The 21,848-nt window shown below is 50.9% G+C and carries 31 protein-coding genes; 30 read left to right on the top strand and 1 reads right to left on the bottom strand.

All coding sequences use genetic code 11. From position 1 onward, the window contains the following. Nucleotides 1–144 precede the first annotated feature (144 nt). The 18 genes from nrdR (at nucleotide 145) to MKY63_RS00925 (ending at nucleotide 11,545) form a co-directional block, all read left to right on the top strand. Nucleotides 145–621, top strand: coding sequence for a transcriptional regulator NrdR (gene nrdR, locus MKY63_RS01010; protein ID WP_036678976.1), 477 nt, complete (start codon nucleotides 145–147; stop codon nucleotides 619–621). A gap of 443 nt (nucleotides 622–1,064) precedes the next feature. Then, a complete protein-coding gene (locus MKY63_RS01005; RefSeq protein WP_339811246.1) occupies nucleotides 1,065–2,108 on the top strand; it encodes a tyrosine-type recombinase/integrase in 1,044 nt (347 codons plus the stop codon). Between the two features lie 744 nt (nucleotides 2,109–2,852). Then, nucleotides 2,853–3,518 (top strand): sigma-70 family RNA polymerase sigma factor, encoded by a 666-nt coding sequence (locus MKY63_RS01000; RefSeq protein WP_076297505.1) that lies wholly within the window; start codon nucleotides 2,853–2,855, stop codon nucleotides 3,516–3,518. 29 nt (nucleotides 3,519–3,547) lie between these two features. Beyond that, the gene (locus MKY63_RS00995) at nucleotides 3,548–4,009 is read left to right on the top strand and encodes a hypothetical protein (protein ID WP_218832621.1); all 462 of its coding nucleotides are present in this window, start codon (nucleotides 3,548–3,550) and stop codon (nucleotides 4,007–4,009) included. Next, nucleotides 3,996–4,400, top strand: coding sequence for a hypothetical protein (locus tag MKY63_RS00990; RefSeq protein WP_339811242.1), 405 nt, complete (start codon nucleotides 3,996–3,998; stop codon nucleotides 4,398–4,400). Before MKY63_RS00995 ends, MKY63_RS00990 begins: the two co-directional genes overlap by 14 nt. Continuing rightward, entirely contained in the window at nucleotides 4,400–4,765 is a 366-nt protein-coding gene (locus MKY63_RS00985) for a hypothetical protein (RefSeq protein ID WP_094878009.1), read from the top strand. Before MKY63_RS00990 ends, MKY63_RS00985 begins: the two co-directional genes overlap by 1 nt. Then, nucleotides 4,765–4,920 carry a hypothetical protein gene (locus MKY63_RS00980; protein WP_339811237.1) on the top strand — a complete coding sequence of 52 codons (156 nt, stop codon included), beginning with the start codon at nucleotides 4,765–4,767 and terminating at the stop codon, nucleotides 4,918–4,920. Before MKY63_RS00985 ends, MKY63_RS00980 begins: the two co-directional genes overlap by 1 nt. Before the next feature lie 156 nt (nucleotides 4,921–5,076). Continuing rightward, nucleotides 5,077–5,301: a hypothetical protein gene (locus tag MKY63_RS00975; RefSeq protein ID WP_339811235.1), complete on the top strand. Its 225-nt coding sequence runs from the start codon at nucleotides 5,077–5,079 to the stop codon at nucleotides 5,299–5,301. After that, on the top strand, nucleotides 5,301–5,717 hold the full coding sequence (locus tag MKY63_RS00970) for a hypothetical protein (RefSeq protein WP_339811233.1): 417 nt from the start codon (nucleotides 5,301–5,303) through the stop codon (nucleotides 5,715–5,717). The genes MKY63_RS00975 and MKY63_RS00970 overlap by 1 nt, the downstream gene beginning before the upstream one ends. Next, nucleotides 5,704–5,922: a hypothetical protein gene (locus MKY63_RS00965; protein WP_076297499.1), complete on the top strand. Its 219-nt coding sequence runs from the start codon at nucleotides 5,704–5,706 to the stop codon at nucleotides 5,920–5,922. The genes MKY63_RS00970 and MKY63_RS00965 overlap by 14 nt, the downstream gene beginning before the upstream one ends. Continuing rightward, nucleotides 5,909–6,247 (top strand): hypothetical protein, encoded by a 339-nt coding sequence (locus MKY63_RS00960; RefSeq protein ID WP_076297498.1) that lies wholly within the window; start codon nucleotides 5,909–5,911, stop codon nucleotides 6,245–6,247. Before MKY63_RS00965 ends, MKY63_RS00960 begins: the two co-directional genes overlap by 14 nt. Next, nucleotides 6,244–6,417: a hypothetical protein gene (locus tag MKY63_RS00955; protein WP_339811229.1), complete on the top strand. Its 174-nt coding sequence runs from the start codon at nucleotides 6,244–6,246 to the stop codon at nucleotides 6,415–6,417. Before MKY63_RS00960 ends, MKY63_RS00955 begins: the two co-directional genes overlap by 4 nt. Before the next feature lie 4 nt (nucleotides 6,418–6,421). Next, nucleotides 6,422–6,823 (top strand): hypothetical protein, encoded by a 402-nt coding sequence (locus tag MKY63_RS00950; RefSeq protein ID WP_076297497.1) that lies wholly within the window; start codon nucleotides 6,422–6,424, stop codon nucleotides 6,821–6,823. A 272-nt stretch (nucleotides 6,824–7,095) separates the two neighbouring features. Continuing rightward, nucleotides 7,096–7,533, top strand: coding sequence for a hypothetical protein (locus MKY63_RS00945; protein WP_339811227.1), 438 nt, complete (start codon nucleotides 7,096–7,098; stop codon nucleotides 7,531–7,533). A gap of 66 nt (nucleotides 7,534–7,599) precedes the next feature. Next, nucleotides 7,600–8,382, top strand: coding sequence for a DNA replication protein (locus tag MKY63_RS00940; RefSeq protein ID WP_339811225.1), 783 nt, complete (start codon nucleotides 7,600–7,602; stop codon nucleotides 8,380–8,382). Between the two features lie 427 nt (nucleotides 8,383–8,809). Next, a complete protein-coding gene (locus MKY63_RS00935; RefSeq protein WP_339811223.1) occupies nucleotides 8,810–9,964 on the top strand; it encodes a DnaB-like helicase C-terminal domain-containing protein in 1,155 nt (384 codons plus the stop codon). A gap of 92 nt (nucleotides 9,965–10,056) precedes the next feature. Continuing rightward, on the top strand, nucleotides 10,057–10,551 hold the full coding sequence (locus tag MKY63_RS00930) for a helix-turn-helix transcriptional regulator (RefSeq protein ID WP_036679012.1): 495 nt from the start codon (nucleotides 10,057–10,059) through the stop codon (nucleotides 10,549–10,551). A gap of 40 nt (nucleotides 10,552–10,591) precedes the next feature. Continuing rightward, the gene (locus MKY63_RS00925) at nucleotides 10,592–11,545 is read left to right on the top strand and encodes a toprim domain-containing protein (protein WP_339811221.1); all 954 of its coding nucleotides are present in this window, start codon (nucleotides 10,592–10,594) and stop codon (nucleotides 11,543–11,545) included. A gap of 42 nt (nucleotides 11,546–11,587) precedes the next feature. Here the strand turns inward: MKY63_RS00925 and MKY63_RS00920 are convergent, their stop codons facing one another. Then, nucleotides 11,588–11,830, bottom strand: a complete 243-nt coding sequence (locus tag MKY63_RS00920; RefSeq protein ID WP_076104050.1) for a helix-turn-helix transcriptional regulator — start codon at nucleotides 11,828–11,830, stop codon at nucleotides 11,588–11,590. Between the two features lie 154 nt (nucleotides 11,831–11,984). Between MKY63_RS00920 and MKY63_RS00915 the strand changes: the two genes are divergently transcribed. The 12 genes from MKY63_RS00915 (at nucleotide 11,985) to MKY63_RS00860 (ending at nucleotide 21,848) form a co-directional block, all read left to right on the top strand. Then, nucleotides 11,985–12,602 (top strand): hypothetical protein, encoded by a 618-nt coding sequence (locus MKY63_RS00915; RefSeq protein ID WP_339811219.1) that lies wholly within the window; start codon nucleotides 11,985–11,987, stop codon nucleotides 12,600–12,602. A 215-nt stretch (nucleotides 12,603–12,817) separates the two neighbouring features. Beyond that, the gene (locus MKY63_RS00910) at nucleotides 12,818–12,976 is read left to right on the top strand and encodes a hypothetical protein (protein WP_339811217.1); all 159 of its coding nucleotides are present in this window, start codon (nucleotides 12,818–12,820) and stop codon (nucleotides 12,974–12,976) included. Further along, entirely contained in the window at nucleotides 12,973–13,539 is a 567-nt protein-coding gene (locus MKY63_RS00905; protein ID WP_339811215.1) for a hypothetical protein, read from the top strand. The genes MKY63_RS00910 and MKY63_RS00905 overlap by 4 nt, the downstream gene beginning before the upstream one ends. A gap of 133 nt (nucleotides 13,540–13,672) precedes the next feature. Then, nucleotides 13,673–14,473, top strand: coding sequence for a hypothetical protein (locus MKY63_RS00900; protein WP_339811213.1), 801 nt, complete (start codon nucleotides 13,673–13,675; stop codon nucleotides 14,471–14,473). Between the two features lie 20 nt (nucleotides 14,474–14,493). Beyond that, nucleotides 14,494–15,063: an NUMOD4 domain-containing protein gene (locus tag MKY63_RS00895; protein WP_339811210.1), complete on the top strand. Its 570-nt coding sequence runs from the start codon at nucleotides 14,494–14,496 to the stop codon at nucleotides 15,061–15,063. Nucleotides 15,064–15,123: 60 nt separating this feature from the next. Further along, entirely contained in the window at nucleotides 15,124–15,498 is a 375-nt protein-coding gene (locus MKY63_RS00890; RefSeq protein WP_339811208.1) for a hypothetical protein, read from the top strand. Between the two features lie 82 nt (nucleotides 15,499–15,580). After that, nucleotides 15,581–17,290, top strand: coding sequence for a hypothetical protein (locus tag MKY63_RS00885; protein WP_339811207.1), 1,710 nt, complete (start codon nucleotides 15,581–15,583; stop codon nucleotides 17,288–17,290). 283 nt (nucleotides 17,291–17,573) lie between these two features. Then, entirely contained in the window at nucleotides 17,574–19,580 is a 2,007-nt protein-coding gene (locus tag MKY63_RS00880) for a DNA polymerase (RefSeq protein ID WP_339811204.1), read from the top strand. Nucleotides 19,581–19,894: 314 nt separating this feature from the next. Beyond that, entirely contained in the window at nucleotides 19,895–20,233 is a 339-nt protein-coding gene (locus tag MKY63_RS00875) for a hypothetical protein (protein WP_339811201.1), read from the top strand. A 133-nt stretch (nucleotides 20,234–20,366) separates the two neighbouring features. Further along, nucleotides 20,367–20,558 (top strand): hypothetical protein, encoded by a 192-nt coding sequence (locus tag MKY63_RS00870; RefSeq protein WP_339811199.1) that lies wholly within the window; start codon nucleotides 20,367–20,369, stop codon nucleotides 20,556–20,558. A 2-nt stretch (nucleotides 20,559–20,560) separates the two neighbouring features. After that, nucleotides 20,561–20,815 carry a hypothetical protein gene (locus tag MKY63_RS00865; protein ID WP_076297480.1) on the top strand — a complete coding sequence of 85 codons (255 nt, stop codon included), beginning with the start codon at nucleotides 20,561–20,563 and terminating at the stop codon, nucleotides 20,813–20,815. Nucleotides 20,816–20,903: 88 nt separating this feature from the next. After that, nucleotides 20,904–21,848, top strand: a complete 945-nt coding sequence (locus MKY63_RS00860) for a hypothetical protein (protein ID WP_339811197.1) — start codon at nucleotides 20,904–20,906, stop codon at nucleotides 21,846–21,848.

Raw genomic sequence — 21,848 nt, 5'->3', positions numbered from 1 at the left:
GGTAACTGTATTATGTGCCGGACTTGCCATTATCATTACAAGAAAAAAACGGTGATTTCTGGAAATAATAAAAAAGCCGTTCAAAAGCCGGATTTATAACATTCCGGGACCAATACCATTATGTAATAGGAAGTGATGAAGCTTATGAAATGCCCTTACTGCGATCACACAAATACTAAAGTGCTGGACTCGCGACCAGCGAATGAAAATAAGTCAATCCGTCGTAGGCGTGAATGTGAGCGTTGCAGCAAACGTTTCACTACTTTTGAAATGATTGAAGAGACGCCACTGATTGTAATTAAAAAAGACGGCAGCCGTGAGGAATTCAGTCGTGATAAAATACTCCGCGGTCTTATCCGTGCTTGTGAGAAACGGCCGGTTTCTGTGGAACGTCTAGAAAAGATCGTGTCCGAGGTTGAGAAATCTTTGCGCGGCATCGCCGTTGCGGAAGTGGAAAGCCAACAGATTGGTGAATTCGTGATGGAGCAGCTCTACCCAGTTGATGAAGTGGCTTACGTTCGTTTTGCGTCCGTATATCGCCAGTTCAAGGATATTAACATGTTCATGAAGGAACTCAAGGGGCTGCTGTCCAAGAGTACGGGAGAATTAGAGGGATTATAGGGTTTTGCCCAGTTAGGGCGTTACAGCCAGTCCTAGGGTCTGCTAGGAGTGCTTCTACTGGTTTGTTTCCTCTAAGTTCTCAGCGGGGAATTTGAGTGGAAAAATGAATTTAAAAAAGTGTTGACATAGAGGGCGATTTTTTATATTATATAGAAGTCGCCTACGACGCTTGAGTTTATCGGAACAACTCAATTACGACCAAACTAAAATTTAAAAATGTGTGATTACATACATCTGAAATTTCAGTTTGGGGCCATAGCTCAGCTGGGAGAGCGCATCGCTGGCAGCGCTATCGGCAAAATCCCGCAAATTACTCCGTTATTTGTACGGTGACTGTAACGTTGACTATGCGGTGACATACGCAGATATGCGCTCCAAGAAAACGATGATATGCGTTATACAATCGGCTCTTTTCCGTAATAATACGGGAGGGGTTTTTTAGTTTGAGCGGAGATAAAAGTAAAGGTCGCGCGAGGAAAAGCGATAGGACATCCGATCGCCTACGCTACTCACTCGACTACTTATTTGATTACTATTACCAGGCGAAGAAGTCGGAGGGGCGCGCAGTTAATACGCTCAAGACTTACGAGCAAAACTACGCGAGCTTTTGCGAATTCTTGGACATGCGTAAGATCGTTCGCGATATTCGTAATGTTACGGTAGAGACAGGGCGCGAGTATATTATATGGTTGCGCGATGAAAAGACGCGATTTAGCGATAATTGTAACGTACCGGATTCCGTTCGGACGGTCGGATTATTGCCGAAAGCTATAAACACGCGCGTTAAGAATTTAAAAACGATGTTTAAGTTTCTCCACGAAGAGGACGTTATCGACTCCGATCCTTTTATGTATTTAAAGAACGTGCAGGATATCGGACGTGAAATTGACGTTCTTGCAGCGGATGAATTGCGCGCACTATTGAATGCGCCGAACCAACGCAAGTATAGTGACTTCCGCGATTATGTTGTGCTTAACCTGTTAATCGACGGAATGCTGCGCATAGATGAAGCGTTGAGTTTACGTAAAGAAGACGTTGATTTAACAGCATGTTACGCGTCATTACGTAGAGAGGTAACGAAGACACGCAAGCCGCGCATCGTTCCTATTACGAAGCGGACGGCGAAGTTGATCGCGGAGTTGATACGTGAGACTACGGAGTTTGATAGCGAGCATATCTTTCTTACGAACTATGGTGAGCGGATGCAGCCGAACCATTTCCGACATCAATTGAAGAAATACGCCGATCGTGCGGGCATAAAGAAACGGGTATATCCGCATTTACTTCGGCACTCTGGCGCTACGCTATTCCTTGAGGAAGGCGGATCAGAGCGTCATCTGCAGGTTATACTTGGACATGCTGACGGACGAATGACGAATCACTATACGCATTTATCGGATAAGAACGTTAAAAAGAATCACGATGAATTTTCGCCAATTAACGCCGTTATCGGTAAGTCCGAGCGGCCTCGTAAAATAATACGCTAGACATAACGTCGATCTCTTCGAAGGTCGGCGTTTTTTTTTATTTTACGGAGATGGTGCGGGAGCCTTAAGTCATTGCGGATATCTACGTATAAGGCACACGGGAATTATTTTACGCAAAAGTGTGCGGTATTAATTCGGGTGTCGGCTTTATTAGTGTAAGCGGAAGAGAGCGTACAAATGGCGCGAAGTAAACGGTTATTTTTTGTACTATTTCACACAAACTCTAACCCTAGCACACCTCACATCCGCATCCTTCACGATCAAATAACGCTGCAAATCGCCGCCTTACGTATCACCGTTAAATCACCGTGAAATTAGCGGTTGAGATATGCGGGAGTGATAAGTCTACCCTCACGCTATCAAAACGCCTAAATCAACGGTGATTCTACGGAAGATTGACGGAGGGCGAGCGGAGGGTACGGATAGGATCGCGGCGGCGGGGCGCATCGGACGTGTTTTATCTTTTATATTTTAAGATCGGCGCAGTTAACTATGTGTAATACAAGGCTTAATCCGCGCTATTCCTGATATATCGGGACGGATTGCCTTTTATCCGGTCCGAATTACTTATGAACGTAAGTGAATAAGTAATTTAAAAGCTTTTAAGATCTTAAAGTCTTTAAAAGATTTAATAAAATAACACAAGCTACCCGCGATGTCAATAACTTATTTATTCGCCGTACGCTTAACACTCAATCCGCGCATAAAATTTGTACTATTTCACACACGGAGGTATCAACGCTCATGAACGCTAGATTTCCCGATAACCCGTTACTCGGTCCGCTATCACGCGCCGACTTCATTACCGATAATTTGCCGCTAGTCGATACGGTCGTCAATCGCCATTTTCGCTCGCAGTGCGCCACTACACGAACGCCACTAGCGGACGCAATCAGCGAAGGTTCAATCGGTCTCATTAACGCTTACGACCGCTATAACGATTCGGCTGTACCGTTCGGCGCATTCGCTTTTCCGCACATATACGGTGAGATCGCAAACGCGCTATCCCGGCGGCCGACTACCGGCATTAAGATACCGGAGTGGTTATATCCGCTTATTAAACAGATAAACGCCGCAGGTTTAACGGACGAGCAGCCGGAGGTTGTAGCGCAGGAACTCAGCATTACCGCAGATAAAGCGCGCCAGGCTCTCCGTTGTATACGGATTAAGTCTACGGATGCGCTGCCGGAAAAGGATACACGGGGCCATTCGGACGACTATACGTACCTTGACGCGGACACTTTCCTCGCGAGGTTAAAGCCGCAGCCTAAGCAGATCATCCGCATGTTGATGGCGGACTATTCGCAATCAGAAGTCGGTCGTGCGCTAGGCATGTCGCGCCAATCCGTTCGAGCAACGGTATTACGTGTCCGCGAGAATTACGAACGCTACGAAAAAATAAGCGCCTAGGCGCGCAGTATAACGAAGGAGATGCCGCTATGAAATTCCGCAAGAAACCCGTACTCGTCGACGCAGTCCAGTATACGCCGGGCCTCGAAGACGGCTACGCATGTTACGCGATTGACGGAGGCTTACGCGACAGCCGATTCGTCGGCTATCACGATAAATCAACGCACATACCGTTACCATTCCGCAAAGTTCCCGCGATTAAGACGCTCGAAGGATTCCACGAAATCAGCGCGGATGATTGGATTATTACCGGAGTTGCCGGCGAGCGCTACCCGTGTAAGGCAGAGATATTTGCGCAGACATACGAAGCAGCTGACGGACCGCCACACGAAGACGAAGCGCACGAAAAGATACGCGAGGCTTACGAGAGTAGCGCGGGCTTAGCGGACGACCCGTTTGATTCTTACGCGGGGTTTATTAACGGAGTGGATTACGTATTAGAAGCGCTCGGCATAAAAATCGAAGGAGTGAACGCTAATGAGCGAAGTTAAACCGGTAACAATTCCGCGTGAGGTGGCGGACGCAATTGAAGGGCTACGCTTGCGCATGTACACAAACGATATGTTAGCGTTGCTTGCTTTCCGCGAAAACGGAAGGATAGGGCGTTGGACGGACGACGCGCAGGCAATTCGGGATTATGCACAAGTAAACGTAGACGACTTCATGACTGCACTCGTATTCGGATATGAGCGTGAGCTTGAGCCGGAGGAAGCGGTCGTCGTCCTTTACGAAGGTTTGCGTGAGTCCGAACGTATCGCGAACGGAATGTATGGTGGAGACCCGTACCAGTACGCTTTCGCTGCCCGGACTGTACAGCGAGTGCTTAACGCGCTCCGTATCGTAATCCCCGGAATTAACGACGAAAAAGGAGGCGCAGCCTAATGTTAAACGCACAGCTCACGCCAGATTACGCAATCCAATCGGACGCCACCGCTCAGAACTTCGTCATCAAACGTCGCCGCATCGTAGACCCTACGCAGGCTCCCGGATATAAACCCGTTGAAGGCGCGGAACCGCCAGCTAAACGCGAGGTATGGGACGACGTGGCGTATTATCCGGTTAACGCCGGAGGTCTACGTGCGGCGCTCGATTACGTACGCTTCAAGGCGGCAGTCAGCGCAGACACGGCGTCGCTTGCGGAGTTTATGGCGGCGCTACGTACGGAGACATTTGCGATAGAGGCGACGTTAGCTTCGCAGATTCCGTACTGGCCGGACGTTACTGTTACGAAAGGAGGTGCAGCGTAATGAAATTTACGTGCGATAAGTGCGGAGAGGTGTTCGCGTATGAAGATGAGGTGAGCCGCTACGATATTAACGGGAACCCATCCGGGGATATCGAGCTGAACGCGCAGAATCCGAATAATTGGGTTACGACATTGTGCGGAGAATGTGACGTGTAAATAGCGATTCTAGCCGTGAAATTAGCGCGGATACAGCTGCGTGAGTGTTAGCGGAAGGGCAGCGTTTAAATCGCTTTATTTCCGCCGTAAATCAGCCGTAGAGTCGGCGCTGATCGGCGGAGAGGGCGTTAATATAACGATAAGGGAGCGGATAAGATGACGCAACAAACGATTGACGCGGCGCTATTCGAGATTCAGCGCAGCGTATCCGAAAGCAGCGGCGGAGGTAAATTCGACGTTCACTATAAAGCCGGCAAGGGAGCGCTAGTCGTTCCGGCTGGGGCCGCGCTGGTTCCGGACAACGCCGTACTCGAGGTGCCGGACGCCCACGTTCAAATGTACGCGGCAATGGCGGAGTTCGCACGGGGAGGTGTAGCGTAATGAATCGCGATGAGATTATCGCAAAGTGGGCGGGGATGACTGCGCGGGAAAGAGACGCATGGATTGCGGAGGTTGTGTTCGGATGGGAATGGCGGGAGCCTGACGGCGAGGACGTGGGCTGGTATGAACGCCTGAACAACGCACCATTCTATGACCGTGTATTTACGGGAAGGAGGCGCGGTTGGTCGCCGAGTACGTATATCTCCGCGGCGTGGGCGGTGTTTGAACTCCTGCGGAAAGACTGGCTGCCGGGAATTCAGGATTGCGCTATGTTCGGATACCGCGTCGACTTACAAAGTGATTATGAGTACCGAGAGGACATCGGAGGTGTGGTCGCAAAAACAGCGCCGGAGGCGATATGTCTCGCGGCTCTAATCGCAAAATTAACGGAGGTGTCCGCTGATGTGGCCGTTTAAGCACAAGCCCGCGCACGAACACGAGTGGCGGCTGGACGATATGTTTATGAAACCGGGAAGAATTGACCCGCGTCTTCACGCCTTCTTCGTGATACAATGCACAACTTGCGATAAACAGCGCACGCTCACCGAGGATGACTTCACGAATTTCCGCCAGTATTTCAACGTTAAGTTACCGGAGGTGTCCGCCGATGAGTCTGCGTAAATTTCCCGTAACTGCGCCGGACGGGACGGAGTATCGCGTTAAGATCGAAGACATATACGGAGACGGCGATATCCGCGCGCTTCTACACGTTAAGCGTAAACATTTCGGATTCCGTAAGATTACTGGTTACTGGTTTGAGCGGGGTAAGCTGGCGGACATAACGGAGGACGGAGTTATTGACTACGTGGCGCTCGCCCAACGATTCATAGGCGAGTACTACGCGGGGCTTGCGTACGGTGCAGAACGTGCCCATTTGCGCGCTGATAAAGAGCTGCGTAAACAGGCAGCAGTCGAACGGTTTAACGCGTGGGACGGGAAGCTGTGATTATAGAGATCACGCTATTTCTATTTTACCTAGTAGCTTCGTTGGTTTGTTATTTTGTTGGTGGAATTGTAATGATGGACGCGCTATCTAAACTGAAATTTACTATTGCGATTGTCGGTTTGGGCGTTATGTTGACGCCTACGCTAATACTCGCGTCGATCGGAGGATAATGCTATGAGGAAAGCCGAGTTACTCGCGGAACAATCCCGCCTACTAACGATAGCTAACGAACTATCACGTAAACATTGGGGCGTGGATTATACGGGAACGCTGACGTTGGTAACGTACAACTGGCGCAGTCAATGGGCGGCGTTCCACTACCGCAAGTCGGATAAGACCATGCAGGAAATACGTATGTCTACGGTAGTTAACGCAGAGCGACCGTTTGAGGACGTGCTAGGATCGCTATTACACGAGTTAGTACATTGGCGTTTGTATACGCTAGGGCTTCCGTGTTCCGATACAGACGACGAGTTTATCGCGGAATGTCTACGTGTAGGAGCGCCAATATCCGGCTCAACGAGCGCGAGGAAGGCGTACGAGCGGTATTTACAAGCGGAGAAGGAGGCAGCGTAAGTGAAGACGGTTAACGATATTATCGAACACTATCGCGGGGAGAAGCCCGCAGATACTAAAGACGAGGAGGTGGGCGGATTTGAAGATGTGCGGGGATGCTTGTATTGCCGCGTGTGATTACTGCGTGTTCTTTCATCGCTATATCGACGGCGACGGAGTCTTTAACAATCCGGACAATGACGGACGATGCTTGCGGACTTATGAAGAGATCGAGAGTTGCGCGGGATACTGCGAAGAGTTTGTATGCGTAGGATACGAGGAGGTGAACGCGGATGACTCCACGCAAGAAAGCGCAGCCTAAAACGAAGATCACCGCCGACCAACGTAAAGACTGGCGCAATCTACCTCTCGCGGATTGGAATACGTTGACCTGCCACACGATGATTATCGAATTGAACGCGGAGAAGTTCGGTGTGGAGAAATACGTACCGATGCGCGGCTGGCAGTTCGAGCAAGGCGTCCTCAAGCGCTCATTAGGGGAATACGGTGCGCCAGCCTTACGCGAGACAATCGAACGTGCCTTCGCGGAACACCACATAACAGCGCAGTATCCGCAGTTGACGGCGGGATTTTTGATAACGTACATGTTACCAAGAATAATGCCGCAAGTCCTGGCGGAAAGGGCAAAGACGCAGCAACGTAAGGAACGGACGGAGCAAGCGGTAGTAAATGGCGGGATGACTGCGGAGGAGATTGCGGATTTTTTGTAAGACGTAGTTCATTATTTACGATTCGCGTCGTATAGTTATACGTACGTTACATAAAGGAGGAACGTTATGTCACACAATGCTCATTCTAAAAACTGCATACTCGCCGCATCTTGTACGCTCGCCGACACCGCCAAGTGTAGCGCACGCTGTCCGTCCTTTATCGCTATGATGGGCTATAACGGACTCGGCGGTCGCGTAGGAGCTGCGAACGTACCTGCGGATTATAAAGGCGTCACGCTCGCCAATTCGCCAGCACGCGCAGGCCAGGAAGCAGCGTATAAACTGGCGGAGTCGTACGTGCAGACTTTCTCGCGGCAATTCGGTGACAATGCGCAGAGGGGGCGTATAAAGTCGCTCTATCTCTATAGCGAATCGCCCGGCACTGGTAAGACTACGCTGGCCTCTGCGTTAATACATGAATGGGTCATACGCCACTATATCGGAAGCATCCAGCGGAACGGGCAACCGCTGGAACGTCCGGCATACTTTTGTGACGTAAACGCATGGCAGACGCTATTCCTCGGATTCAATCGGGCGCATGTACCGTCCGCGACTGCCGAACCGCTAGCTGCCGAATACTATACGATCGAACACCGCACAAAGACGGCTCCATTCGCAGTCCTCGACGATATTGGCGTCCGGTCAGCATCCGAAGCTTTCCGTGCGGACTTGCATAGCGTCATTAATCATCGTGTGGCGAACGGATTGCCGACGGTGTACACGAGTAACGTGATGCTCGCGGATCTGGCGCAAGTGTTCGACGCGAGGTTGGCTGACCGCATACGCGAGCAGTGCGTAGAGATACGATTTGTCGGCGAGAGTAAGCGAGGTCTGCGCAAAACGGCGTAAATAGGCGTTAAGATGCGATTTCGGGAGAACGTATGGTATAGCGTAATAATCGCGGCTATATTCGACAAATTGCGCTATGATAACGCACTGAGAATACATTAACGTACTTAATTATTTCCTAATGCCGTCCAATAATTTATAAATAATCCCAACTATGTCGAATGAATATCGTCTTATATGGGAGTTGGGTGTTAGGTTAAGCGAGAGTAAAATAGGAGGTGTACCTATGGCGGCGCACGGTCAGCAATTACTATCTAAGATCGTAGACACCGGCGATGTCCAGGCGATAACACGACTCGGCATTAAGCGAACAGACTACGCCACGGAAGGCGAACAGCGCGCGCATGACTTCGTTGTTAAGTACGTGGCAGATAACGGCGGAGTAGCGCCATCGCTATCGACTTTCGTAGCGGAGTTTCCGGACGAGGTGTGCGCATATATACCGGGCGTTACGGACTCATTCGATTATTTAGCGCGAGAGTTAAAGGATGCGGCGGGCAAACGTGCGACAGCGAAGCTTCTAAGTGATCCGAATATGCAACGCGATTTCGACACGAAGACAACGGAAGAGTTTGTCGCATCATTGACGAAACAGCTCGAACGGATTAAACTGGAAACACGAACAAACATTCGTATATTAACAGACGTTTCCAGCGAGACGGAAAAGTTTCTAGCGGAGTATAGAGCGCGGAAAGCCGGTACGTCATTTCGTATCTGGCGCAGTAAATTCGCATCTATTAACGATCAAATTGGCGGTTATTTCTCCGGCAACACTTATGCGTGGTATGCGCGATCCGGCCGCGGTAAATCCGTTCTTGTAATGGAGGACGGCGCGATCGAAGCTGCGTTTCAGGGCGCAACTGTTCTCGTATGGGCGTTAGAGATGTCGGAGTTCGAGTGGATGGCGCGGGCTTACTCGTCAATCAGCGCACGTAACGGACTATTTAATGCGAACATCGACGGAGTGGATTACGCGGCAGGCTTCGAAAATAAGGCGCTACTAATGGGGCGCTTAACGGATGAGTTCGAAACGCAGTTTGAAACGTTCCTCCGTACGCTGAACGAATTGATTCCGGGGCGCATTATACTCCGCGCTGCAGATAGCGAAGGCTTTACAGAGCGCGGGATTACGCAATTAGAGGCGGACATCCGCGAAACAGAGGCGGACGTAGTCGTAGTCGATCCGATATATCTCATGGATTACGAGGCGAATACGTCACGGGTAGCCGGCGGAGATGTAGCGGCGACCTCCGTTAAGCTTAAGCGCCTGGCTGGGCAGACGAAGACCGTAATTCATCTCGTAACACAAGCGGAGGAAGACGCGTCAGAAAAGGGCGAGGATGGAGTACGCGAGCTGCGGCCACCAAAACGTGCGGAGCTTAAGAAGTCGAAAGCGATCCTTGAGGATGCCGCGAACATTTTCGGAATAGATACGCTGGCACACGAAGGGCGCGGAGTAATCGAACTCGGCAAAGGGCGTAATGGCGGCGAGGATACGCGCGTTGAGATCGTATATCTACCGAATTGGGGCATCGTGCAGGAGACGGATTTAGCGGGTGAAGCTGCGCATTTTGTTGCGTAATCTTGTTGTTTAATATAAATTAAACACGTATTGACATAGTTAAACTTCGGTTGTAATATTAAGGCATGCTTAAGAGAGAGAGGTTTACGCACATGCTTACATTCCCTAATATTATGACAAAGTTTAGAGAAGAATCCGGACTAACTTTGCGCGAGTTATCCGCCATTGTCAATATAAGCGCGGGACAGTTGTCGAATTACGAGAGAGGGACCAGTCGGCCAAAGAAGGAAGCAGTGATTGCGATAGCTAAAGCAATAGGGATTCCGACAGACACTGCTCTACTTGCATCTGGTTACTCTCCAATGTACTACAGTCAGGGAGATACTGAAGTAATGCAAATTGCAGAAGAAACAGCTATTTACTTTGGAGCACTAACTGTCTATAGTCGAGTATCTCCTCTTATAGAGAAAGTGGTTAACGGTGAAGACATGCAGGATTTAAAAATATCCATCCTAGATGCTAACGCAGATGCAAACCTACCTCCTTATTTGGCGGCAGCTTTAGCAAAAGCAGATGTAGCTATGAAACTGCTTGAGGATGCAGCTTTCGAGATTACGAAAGCTCGTAACGATGCTTTTCACCGCTGAGCTTTTGGAGTTAGTTATTATGCTTTAAGGAGGTGAATAAATGAACGCAATCAATCACGAACTGTTCCTTTCCGCTATCGAACGCTATCCCTGGCGCAATCTCCTTTACGCACGCGGCCGCTTGATCGCATCTTCACCGTTTGGCTCGCGTGCGGATAATACGCCATCTTTCTCGGTCGTTATAGACCCGGATGACGAAGCGTTCGGCTGCTGGAATGATGCTGGTGCGATTGATCCGGAGTGGGCGCGTGGAAGCCCGTTGAAGCTTTACAGCTTCCTGCGCAACATTACGCTGCGGGAAGCGTTTGAAGAGTTAACGGTTGCCGACGCGGACGAGCGCCCAACGCTACGTATCCGACTGAACGCGCCCGAACCGCAAGCTGCCATACGTAAGCCGATCGATATGTCCCCGTACATACAACGAGATATTCCGTACTTAACTAATCGAGGAATAGCGCCAGTTATACAGCGGCTTTACAGATGCGGCTACGACGTTGCGAAGAATGCGGTAGTTATGCCGTGGACAAGCCCGATCGGAACGTTCCTTAACGCGAAGTGGCGGTCAACTTACGGTAAACAATTCTGGTATGCGCGCGGAGGGGCTCCGGTCAAATCGATGATATACGGAATAGATATCGCTTATCGACGGAATATCAAACGCGCGGTCATCGGTGAGGCTGAGATCGACGCAATGACGGCGAGTACTGCGGGTACGTTCGGACTAGCGGTCGGAGGTAGCGAGTTTACCGAGGAAAAGGCGAATCTACTGCGCCGCAGCCCGATCGAGGAACTATTGATTGCGGGAGACAACGATGCCGCCGGAGAAAGGCTGCGGTGGGAGATCGAAAAAAAGATGCGCGGGTACGTGCGATTATACAACGTAGAGATTCCGAATAGCGCGAAGGATTTTAATGCGGCGGGGATTGCGGCAACTAGAGAAGCATGCGAGGCAGCAAAACGGATAGATGCGATTCGCGTGCGTTTGTGTACGTAGTTTGTCGTCAAATTTGACGACTTTTTGTCGGTACGAACGAAATTAATCGTCCGTTGCCTTAACGGGAGCTTCTTCCCATTCGTACAAGTCGTACGGGGAGTCAAGACCGAGAACTTCCGCAATCGTCCGCGCTTTGTCGAGGCCCATAACGCCCACACGTTTCCGGTCGTTTATCCAGTGACCGATTTGCGAACGGGAGTATCCGGTCCTGCGGCTAAGCTCAGCCTGCGATAGTTTACGATCTTTGAGTAGCGCCCGAAGTCGGCATTCACCGACAACGTACATTATAGCGCCTCCGATACTTTGCGAAATGATAACTTAATTATTCTAACATATTTTTCTTGTAAAAGTGTGCGGGGCATTTGAGCATGTCGACTTTATCTATGTAAGGCAGACAAGCATTGAAATTATAAAATATCATGTAGGGAGTTGTTGAGTATTGAACTTTGAAAAACTGAATAGGTTAGCCGCCGTCCATTTGGTAGATAGAACGGATGCCACTTTTTCCGAGATGTATGAAGAGGCAATCACGTTATTCCGCCGAATGAATCGTAACCGAATCGTCTTTTCCCGTATGGGTGATAACAACGATGCGGACGAATTACTAGATTCCGTTATCCTTAAGGTGATCGCCAAATCACCGGATAATTTCGGAGCATTATTACTAACAGCGCTTAACGCCGCACAGCTTGATTATTTCAAGGCTGAGCAGCGTCGACGTAAACGTTTCGAACTCAGCGTAGATACTGAGGCGCCAAACTCAGATGTACGCGACGAAGATACGGACGTTGAACTAACGGTAATTCAGCGAGTTGTACGCAAAAAAAGAACCGACCAGTTGGAGCTGATCGATTCTCTCACTCGGTCCGCCAAGACCGATACCACGACGACCACAATCGTCGAAGCATATTTGTTCGCGCCGCTAGACGCAAAGCCCACGGAGATCGCAAGATCACTTGGGATACACCATGAGACAGTTAAACGTAAGCTTCGCAGACTTGCTCGCCGTTACGACGCCAATCGCTTCGGTGATGTCCGCGAATACTTAGCCGTTTAAATGATTTTCGGAACGGGCTATCGGGCATGATGTCCGTTCCAGTATTAATTATATCACAAAAATTTAAAGATATTCCGGTGGTATTAGTTACCTTATGTATAGGATTTCCTAAATATATCCATTCAATACTTCACGTTTTCAATATTACGCAAAAAATTTGCGGTTGTCAACGCTTATTTAACCGCGCCCACTTTTAATAACCGGAGGTTAACGCCATGAATCGTATAAAAAACGCTTCTACTATAAATACACGCAATCCCCACGTTTCAAACAGATTAGTCGATCGCATCTATAACGGAGGCTTCGAAAACTACGAAGATACAGCGGATTATATCGATATCCGTAACGTTATGAAGGGGCGTGTCATCGCATGAGTGTCGCGATTGATCCGCAAGCCGGTACGCATTTTATCGGAAAAATCTTCGTTAGTCCTCACGCTTGCGACCGCGCAGTCGAGCATTTCGGCATTGACCGCTCAAAGGCGCCCATGTACGTAATGGATATGCTGCGTAAGGCTACGTTAGTTTCACCGCTAGTCGTCGATGAGGACGGAAAGCCTGCGCGTATGTTCGCTTATCGCCGGATTGCATTTCTCGTACATCCGACGGAAGCCACGGTATTCACGTTATATCCGCAGCATAAAGCGTCCGAATCGTTGCGTAGTCCGATTGAGCGGATTATTCAACGGGCGGTTAGCGCAGCGGAGCGCAAAGAAAAACGCGAGTTAAAACGAATTAGCGTCCGTAAGGCGGAGTTATCCGTAGAACGTGCGCAGCTAGATCTCCGCCGGGCCAAGTCGGAATCCCCACGTGTAGTTGCGGAAATGACCGCGAAAATAGCCGGAATTGATGCGGAAGCGACGCGCCTGGAACGTGAACTATTGGAGATTCAGCGTGAGAAAACGACGCTAATGAAAAGCGGTGTAGCCTACGTCTGACGATGAGCTGCGCGTATATCCTACGCCAGCAACGCGGTATTAACGGCCGATAACAACGATACAAGCGTGTTAGTGCCGCGTTGCGGACGTAGGAATCTATAGTCCGAAATAAACCGAAAAGGAACGTGATCGAATGTCGATGTTTACGAAGGTAGGCGCAGAGGCAGCGGCGGCAGGTAACAACGAAGGGGGCGCGAAGGAGAGTCCGATTACTTCGTTTAAATCCGGAACAACGCTTAAGGTTGGCGTTAAGTCGATTAACGACGTGGCGGAGTACTACGGATACAGCATCTTCAAAAAAGTTAACACGTTCGTTCCGAAGAATCCCGCAACACGTAATGCTCGCGGCTATATCGACGCTAATCCGACCGTATGGGATCAAGCGGCTGCGCTCCTTTATAAAGAGGCGGACACAGCGAAGAATGCCGGCGCCAGTGAGGACGCGGTTAAGAAGATTACGGATGAAGCGTATTTGTATCGCGGTAAGAAACGTTTCCTTCGCGCATTCTTCGACCTAGCGAGCGGGAAGGACGTAGTAGTTGATCTGAGTCCGAAGCAAGAGGAAACGCTCAAGGCGGTTATCAAGAAATACGAGAAGAAGCTCGGAACAATCGCGTTCGAACTCGCGAAGACTGGATCGAGCACAAACGCAGTAGTCGCGCTGTCTCCGATCATTGACATGGACGAAGACCTGACGCCAGAAGAACGTGCTAATTTCGCTAAGCTCGGGGCGGCTCCGTTTGAACTCGCGGATTTCGAAACGTGCTTATACGTAGCAGATGACGCCGAGCAAACGAAGAATCTCGTAGTCGCGGGATTTGATATCGGACGACTCGGATTGTCTATCGGAGCGAGCGCGGGAACTAGTACGCAGACTCCGCCGCCAGCCGACGACGGGCCGATCGATATCGATGAATCTGATTTACCTTTCTAAAGTCCTAAGGAGGTGTTAGGTTGTATAACTCGGTAGACTATTCCCTCCCAGGAGAGACGTGGAAGGCAATTCCTGGGTACGAGGGGGTATATGAAGCCTCTGACTTAGGGCGTGTGCGGAGTGTTGACGGAAAAGTAACCAACTCCGTCCGTTGCGGCCGTAGGAGATGGAAGGGAAGAATCCTCAAGACGAGGGGCAACAACTACGGTACTGGTCATAGAGTGTCGCTTTGGAGAGATAAAGTCAGCCATGATCATTTAGTCGCCAGGCTTGTTGGGCTTACCTTTCTAGGTATTCCTGATGATCCAAAAATGACGATTAATCACATCGACGGAAATAGGTTTAACAACTGCGTATCAAACCTTGAGTGGTTGAGCCTTGCGGATAATATTAGGCACGCTTTCTCAACCGGTCTGATGTCCTCAGCACAAAAGACCAAATTAATGACAAACGATAACGTTTACGAATTTGACTCGTTGTCAAAAGCCTCAGCCTTTATTGGCAGAAACCCCGGCTATATCTCTTCTTGCTTAAGTAGAGGTGTGCCAATCAGAGATGAAAACGGTGAGGTTGTAGAGAAGGTTGCCTAAATTAGAGAGGACGTGGTTCAGACGGCCCACCAAACTGAAATAACGGGACGCTATTCCGAGATGATTGCGCAAGTCGCGCTATTAGCTAACGGATGGATTCCGCACGAAAGCCGCACAAAGGAATCGTACGATATCCTCGCCACGAATCCGGAGAATGGGCGCGCGGAGAAGATCCAGTGTAAGACGATACGCAGACGGACGGACCGAGGTAATGATTTCGTAATCTATGCGCGGAAAGGCGATGCAACTACGTATGATCTCGCTGATGCGGATTGGTTTATCGGAGTGCTCGCGGATGACGGCGAAGTACCGCGCGTGTTCCTCCTGGAAAATACGTGTCAATCGGAATATTGGTCGGTAGAATCACGCCTTGCTGCGAATGGCTGGCGGGAGCTATCTATCGCGTTAGACCGCACGTTGCAAGCCGCAGCCTAAACGTACTAAAAGCGCATTGCGGGGCGGAGGTAAAGGCGCTAATATTGCGCGGATACAGTCCCAACGAAGGAGACCCGTATAAATGACGAAATTAAACGTAGTAATTCCGGCTGTAAACGTAATGGTAGGCGAAACCACTTACCGCAAGGTTGACCGTAAGGCGCAGGCGGGCGATATCGTTAAAGTCACAGGCGGAGGGTTCCCGGATGTTGAAACGGGCGCTTTCTATACGGTTGAGTCGGGACTGTCTCGCGGATACTCCGTTGACTCAATCGTAGATGACGACGGAGTTTTCCGGTGGGGCGCGTTATCACGCGGAGCATATTGGGAAGTCTACGAAGCGGTCACGCCAGTAAGCTCCGCAATCCCCGCCGAGGCTACCGCTGTAATCACGTTCGATGGCGCACAATACCGTAAAGTCGACCGATCAGCTCGCGAAGGTGACGTTATCATCCTACGCTCGGCACCGTTTGAAGAGTACGACATTACGCAGGGAACTCCGTACGAAGTAACTCGCGTTGACTCTTCGGATGATCCGCATATTAAGGACGACGAAGGTGGCGATTACGATACGTGTGACGACGTGTTCGACGTGTACGAAAAGGTAAGCGCAGAGACAACGGTACGCGGTGTGCAATATCTCGAGGTTAAACGCCAAGCCCGCGCCGGTGAGACGATTAAGATGATGGACGATGACGGAGCCGACGGATGGGCGGAAGGTGATACGTTTATTGTCGCGAAGATTGACTCGGATGGCGACGCGGTATTCAAGGATAACGACGGAGATACGCGCTATAAGGATACGGATTACTACGTCGTACTCGAACCGATAAACGCGCAAGCTAAAGCGGAACCTGAACGTTTGTCGGTCGGAGATTACGCGAAGGTAGTTAATCCGAAGGCATACCGCGAACACAGACGCGGACAAATCGTTGAGATTTTCGAAGACGTACACGATAGACAGCCGTTCAAAGCGCGCAGTCTGACCGATGGCGGCGATAATTGGTACTGTGAGCACGAGCTTACACTCGCAACCGCCGAAGAAGTACGCGCTGCTCAAGCGAAAGCCCAGCGCGTAGCTCAACGTAAAATCGCAATCGGTCCGTTTGCTGACGGAGGCTTTGCACAGATCGTCAACGCCGACAAGGGTAACGCCAGTCCTACCGCTATCCACCACCCGAGTGCTTACGTTAAGGTAACGGTGGAGCCCGCCGGCCGCGTGAGAGCGCTCAAGCTGCTGGATACTGACGGAGGTTGCGTCGGATACTGCAACGCGGACGCCCTGCGTCAGATTACGGTGGCTGAGTATGACGCGGCGGTTGCGCCTGAACCGAAGTTTAGCGTAGGCGACACCGTTAAGCTCACAGTTGCCGCCGGGGAGAAACCGTGCTACGGATGGGGCTCCGTCAGCAACGGAGATACCGGAAAAGTTACGAAGGTATTTGGCGCCTCACTTCGCGTAGACTTTCCTAAGCAGCGCGGTTGGGACGCTAAGTCGAGTGAACTTACGAAGCTGTCCGTCGAAGAAGCGACCGCCATCGAGAAGGAAGCGCAGGAAATCGCGAAGTGGGAAGCAATCGGACGTAAGGTCGGCGAATTGAAATCGGGCGATTTCGTTAAAGTAGAGCGTACCTGCAGCGCGCCGCTGAATGTTGGCGAAGTGTTGAGCGTTATCAGCGACTCAAGCGTTAGCTCCGCAAGAGTGACCGGAGGATGGCGCGTAGTGGCAACGCTAATTGTACCGGTCGAACAACGCTTCGATACGGCAGAGAGCGCAGCACAATCAGCTTAAATAACGAAAGGAGTGAGCGGATATAGACGTTAAATTAACGCTTAATCTACGCAGTCCGACTGCAGCCGAAGCGCCGGAAGACGTAAGTGAGCGCATAGCCAGCGCGACCAAACGTAAGAAGGCGGCGGAGGAAACGATAGAGGACGCTTGGATTCGCATATTAGCGCTAAAGAATACGGATGCCGACCGCGAAAAGTTAATCGCGGTAAAAGACGCAATGGATACGGGTGTGACGGGCAGACACCCGTCCAGCGTCGGCAAACGTTTCAGCAAGGCGGAGGCAATGCGGATTTACGAGGACCTGCGCGTTTCAATCCGCGAAGAGAGATTACACAGCATGGTCGCGAAGACTCCAGCGAATTATTTCCTCATCGATAACGAACGGTTACTTGCGCGGCTCAACGACAGGCTGCGCAAGGAAACGGTAGTAGCGGTCGATACGGAAACTACGGGAGTTGACGTTTACACCGACGTGATTGTCGGGATCTCGCTAACGTTGCCTTCCGTAAGTATTCCGCCATTACGGGAACGCGGTATGCACGTTTATATTCCGGTTAGTCACGATGAAGGCGAACAATTATCGCGAGATTGCGTACTGCAGGAATTACGATGGTTCCTTTATAGCGCGGATATCGGCAAGGTTCTCCATAACGCCATATTCGATATAGCGATGTTCAGGCGGCACGGTTCGGATCTGCGCGGAGTTACGTGGGATACGATGGTTGCGATGCACTTACTTAACGAAAACGAACCGTCGTTCCGTCTGAAAGACCTCGCGCCTAAATATCTTGGAGTGGAGTCGGATACATTCGCGGAGCTATTCGGAAAGACTCCGTTCAATGAGATGACACTAGACATTGCGCTGGCATATGCCGCCAAGGATACCGATCTAACTTGGCGCTTGTACCAATTCCAGCGTAGTCACTTCGCTACATTACCGACGGTACTCGAATACTACCGAACGGTTGAGGTGCCGCTGCTCTACGTAATCGTAGACTTGGAGGCTAACGGCTATATCATCGACTTGGATTTCGCAAAGGAATACGGTGAACAACTGAGCGCTCGCGCCAAAGAGCTGCGTACGAAGCTTATCGAAGTCCTGGCGAAACATCACGAAGGGGACGGTGATCTTAACCTTAATTCTACGCCGCAGATGAAGGCGGTTCTCTCGAAAGAAATCGGCCGCGATATTCCGAATATGGACGCTAAGAAGACGCTCAAGCCTATGGGCCGTGAGTTCGAAGTAATCGCGGACTTACTCGAATACCGCAAGATAACGAAGCTCAGCGGAACGTACATCGACGCGCTGCCGACGAAACAGAATCCGACGACTAAGCGCTGGCACTCGCGGTTTAATCCGATGGGAACCGTTACCGGGCGCTTTAGCTCCGGCAAGGACGAAGATGCCGCGGATTCCAATCAATTTAACGTTCAGAATCAGCCGGAGGAAGCGCGCAAGATGTTCCTAGCGCCAGAAGGTAAGGTCCTGGTGTCGGCGGACTTTAAGGCGCAAGAGATCCGCTGCACCGCTTATTTATCGGGCGAACCCGTCCTAATCGAAGCGTTCGAAAAGGGCATCGATCCGTACGCTAACATGGCGAGCATGTACTACAAGCGCCCGTACCACGAAGTTAATAAGCTGCCGAACGGGGAAGATACGCCGGAACGCAAAGCGATGAAGGTCGTATGGCTGGCGACATTGTACGGGATGAGCGACTTTTCACTCGCGGAGATGCTCAAGCTAAAGAAACCGGAAGCGACCGCGTTCAAAGAAGAGCTGTTCGGTGGGATGCCGAAATTATCCGCCTGGCTCAAGGCTAACGAGGAGCACGTCGCCAAGTACGGTTTCGTATGGGCGGATAAGCAGCAACGTAAACGGCGCTTGCCCGACGGAACACTTAAGCGTAAGGAGATTCCGTATGGTAAGTGGAATGATCCGAAGTACGAAGAGTGGCGCAAGCACAACGGAAAGATTAACCGGGCTATGCGCCAGGGTACGAATGCTCGCGTTCAGGGGAGTTCCGCCGTTCAAACGAAAGTAACGATGATTAAAGCGCACGAAGCGTGTGAGGAACGCGAAGGCTGGGCGCTGTGGGGAACGATTCATGACGAATTGGTGTTCGAGATTCCGGAGGAATTTACGCGGGAGGACATCGCCGTTATTGAGCGCATTATGACGCAGTCGTATTCGTGGGGCAACGTAGCCAACGGAACGGATATCGCGATTATGCTGCGCTGGGGTAAAGGCGTAACGCCAGACGAATGGTTCAAAAATAAGGAGGCTGCGTAATTATGGCGATATCACAAGCGAAGAAACTCGAACTTATCACGAAGCACGCGAAGAAGTTTACGGTTAAGCCGGGTGGAGGCACTCCCGTACTAGAGGGCGTACGTTACCTCGATGATGGATCCGTAGTCGCAACGGATCGCCACACGTTACTAAGGATAGGCGGCGCGCATAACTTTGCGGAGGCATTTACGTCTCACGCTAAGACCGGCGCGCCCGTTGACGGTCAATATCCGGACACATCGCGCATTATACCGATAGAACTGCCGACGCAAATTACGCTTATAGAAACGATTAAACGTACGGACCTAAAGGACGTGATTGCCCGCACGAAAGTTGCGCTTGAGGCCGCGAAGCTATCCGGAGGAAAGACGTATACGGCGCGGCTAACCCTCGTAGGCGCTGACGTAAGATTGTCCGCGAATAACGATGAGTTGCCGTTTAGATTCTCGGCCGGAATTAGTGCCGATACTTACGGACCGGACGCCGAGGTGTCGTTTAACGCGGAATACATGCTTAACGCGCTGAACGTGTTCAAGGACGCGGGTTCGCAGCGTGTGATTATCGGAATTACCGGCGCGGTATCTCCGATCGTCCTACGCGATGAGGAGAATGCGATTGACGTAATAGTGCTACCGTATCGGACGGCGTCATGAGGGAACGCGATACCACAACGTTCTCCTGTCCGCAGTGCTGCCGTAAGATCCACGTACTTGCGGACGAATACGCAGATCACGGCTGCCCTTGCGGATGGGAAATACCGCAAAATAACGAAGGAGATGACGCAGAATGACTAGTGCCAAAAAATCGAAGGTAATCGCGGAAGTAGATAGCGCCATTGAACGGCTCGCTCGTGTGCTCACGCGTATTGATAGCGGCGACTACGGATTCTCGGAGGCGGGCGATTGGTTGCATAACTGCGGTGACGACATTGTAGGCGCGTTGGAATCTGCGCTTGAATACGTAAAGGAGGCTGCGTAAGAATGGCGGACAAGGCGCAAGTCGAAGCGAAGATAGCGCATGCAATCGAGGAGGCTGAGTCTCATCCGGACAACGGCGCAGAAGAGGCGCTTAGATATGCGGTAGAATCGATTAAGCAGCACTTTGATATTCCGTGTATGTACGAATATTGCGGAGGCTTCGATAGTCCCGGCTACGACATCGACTGTTACGCGATCGCCTACGTAACCAAAGCGGGCGAACTCGGGATCTACACGTATACGCACGAAACATACTAAGGAGGCGGTCATAATTACACAATCAATCGCTAATCAAATCGCACAGCACTTCACGGATTATCTCAACGCCTGGCATTCCGCGCCCGAAGTGTACGACGACGCACTCGACGCGCAGATTCACGCAATGTACGCCGCTGTCCTCACGGATAAATCGCGCAAGGTATGGCCGCCGCGTAATGCCCCGTATTTCTCTCCGTCGGCCGCCGGTTCATGTCCGCGTTCACTCTACGAAAAGGCGCTCGGCGCGAAGAAGGACGTAGAGGTAAAGCCGGCGCATCAAGGACGATGGACAAGACTCGGAACGCAGGTCGGCGATATGATACAGCGCGATATTTTATTCGCGGAGAAACACTACGGGCAACAACCGCGCTTTGTATTCGAACGGAACTCGTACGGCGAGCCGATGTTCGAACAGTTTGCGCCAGGACTTACGCAGATAACGCACAACGGCGCTGTCTTTGCGCTATACGGATTCTGCGACGGGTTGATGCTATACCGGACGGATGACGGCGAAGTCTTACGCGTCGGTCTCGAAATTAAATCGAAGCAAACTACATCAGCCAAAACGTCCGAATACTCGACGCGAAACGGTCCGGACGAAAAGCACGTTAAGCAAACGGTATGTTACTCGCAAATGTACAGCGTCGATTACTACGTAATCCTCTACGTTAATTGCGCGAAAAAGGCGTGGGAAATGAGCGCAGAGGACATCGCGAAGACTCCGGACATTAAGGCGTACGGCCTGTATATTACGGACGAGATGCGCGCAGAGGTATTCGATGGATTCGCGGACATCGTACTCGCGGTCAGTGCGAAGATACCGCCGCCCCTTGATATCGAAAACTTTACGTTCAACAATTTCAAGCGTGCATGTGCGTTGTCATTAACGGAGGATGAGATCGCGGTCATTGAGCGGAAAGTAAGCGCGATATCACGATCGAGTCTGCCGGATTGGAAAAAGCGAGGACCTATCGAAGCGCTCACGGAGATTCAGCGGATACGGTACGAGGAAGAAGCGAAGGAGGCCGCCTAA

Source organism: Paenibacillus sp. FSL R7-0189 (genome assembly GCF_037969925.1).
Lineage (GTDB): Bacteria > Bacillota > Bacilli > Paenibacillales > Paenibacillaceae > Paenibacillus_AQ > Paenibacillus_AQ odorifer.
Note: the sequence above shows the minus strand (reverse complement) of the source record. Positions and strands in the feature narration are given on the sequence as shown.

Excerpts from the sequence above, each read along its gene's own strand:
- nrdR (WP_036678976.1), top strand. The coding sequence starts at position 145 with ATGAAATGCCCTTACTGCGATCACACAAATACTAAAGTGCTGGACTCG.
- MKY63_RS01000 (WP_076297505.1), top strand. The coding sequence starts at position 2,853 with ATGAACGCTAGATTTCCCGATAACCCGTTACTCGGTCCGCTATCACGC.
- MKY63_RS00995 (WP_218832621.1), top strand. The coding sequence starts at position 3,548 with ATGAAATTCCGCAAGAAACCCGTACTCGTCGACGCAGTCCAGTATACG.
- MKY63_RS00990 (WP_339811242.1), top strand. The coding sequence starts at position 3,996 with ATGAGCGAAGTTAAACCGGTAACAATTCCGCGTGAGGTGGCGGACGCA.
- MKY63_RS00985 (WP_094878009.1), top strand. The coding sequence starts at position 4,400 with ATGTTAAACGCACAGCTCACGCCAGATTACGCAATCCAATCGGACGCC.
- MKY63_RS00980 (WP_339811237.1), top strand. The coding sequence starts at position 4,765 with ATGAAATTTACGTGCGATAAGTGCGGAGAGGTGTTCGCGTATGAAGAT.
- MKY63_RS00975 (WP_339811235.1), top strand. The coding sequence starts at position 5,077 with ATGACGCAACAAACGATTGACGCGGCGCTATTCGAGATTCAGCGCAGC.
- MKY63_RS00970 (WP_339811233.1), top strand. The coding sequence starts at position 5,301 with ATGAATCGCGATGAGATTATCGCAAAGTGGGCGGGGATGACTGCGCGG.
- MKY63_RS00965 (WP_076297499.1), top strand. The coding sequence starts at position 5,704 with ATGTGGCCGTTTAAGCACAAGCCCGCGCACGAACACGAGTGGCGGCTG.
- MKY63_RS00960 (WP_076297498.1), top strand. The coding sequence starts at position 5,909 with ATGAGTCTGCGTAAATTTCCCGTAACTGCGCCGGACGGGACGGAGTAT.
- MKY63_RS00950 (WP_076297497.1), top strand. The coding sequence starts at position 6,422 with ATGAGGAAAGCCGAGTTACTCGCGGAACAATCCCGCCTACTAACGATA.
- MKY63_RS00945 (WP_339811227.1), top strand. The coding sequence starts at position 7,096 with ATGACTCCACGCAAGAAAGCGCAGCCTAAAACGAAGATCACCGCCGAC.
- MKY63_RS00940 (WP_339811225.1), top strand. The coding sequence starts at position 7,600 with ATGTCACACAATGCTCATTCTAAAAACTGCATACTCGCCGCATCTTGT.
- MKY63_RS00930 (WP_036679012.1), top strand. The coding sequence starts at position 10,057 with ATGCTTACATTCCCTAATATTATGACAAAGTTTAGAGAAGAATCCGGA.
- MKY63_RS00925 (WP_339811221.1), top strand. The coding sequence starts at position 10,592 with ATGAACGCAATCAATCACGAACTGTTCCTTTCCGCTATCGAACGCTAT.
- MKY63_RS00920 (WP_076104050.1), bottom strand. The coding sequence starts at position 11,830 with ATGTACGTTGTCGGTGAATGCCGACTTCGGGCGCTACTCAAAGATCGT.
- MKY63_RS00910 (WP_339811217.1), top strand. The coding sequence starts at position 12,818 with ATGAATCGTATAAAAAACGCTTCTACTATAAATACACGCAATCCCCAC.
- MKY63_RS00905 (WP_339811215.1), top strand. The coding sequence starts at position 12,973 with ATGAGTGTCGCGATTGATCCGCAAGCCGGTACGCATTTTATCGGAAAA.
- MKY63_RS00900 (WP_339811213.1), top strand. The coding sequence starts at position 13,673 with ATGTCGATGTTTACGAAGGTAGGCGCAGAGGCAGCGGCGGCAGGTAAC.
- MKY63_RS00890 (WP_339811208.1), top strand. The coding sequence starts at position 15,124 with ATGATTGCGCAAGTCGCGCTATTAGCTAACGGATGGATTCCGCACGAA.
- MKY63_RS00885 (WP_339811207.1), top strand. The coding sequence starts at position 15,581 with ATGACGAAATTAAACGTAGTAATTCCGGCTGTAAACGTAATGGTAGGC.
- MKY63_RS00880 (WP_339811204.1), top strand. The coding sequence starts at position 17,574 with ATGCGGATTTACGAGGACCTGCGCGTTTCAATCCGCGAAGAGAGATTA.
- MKY63_RS00870 (WP_339811199.1), top strand. The coding sequence starts at position 20,367 with ATGACTAGTGCCAAAAAATCGAAGGTAATCGCGGAAGTAGATAGCGCC.
- MKY63_RS00865 (WP_076297480.1), top strand. The coding sequence starts at position 20,561 with ATGGCGGACAAGGCGCAAGTCGAAGCGAAGATAGCGCATGCAATCGAG.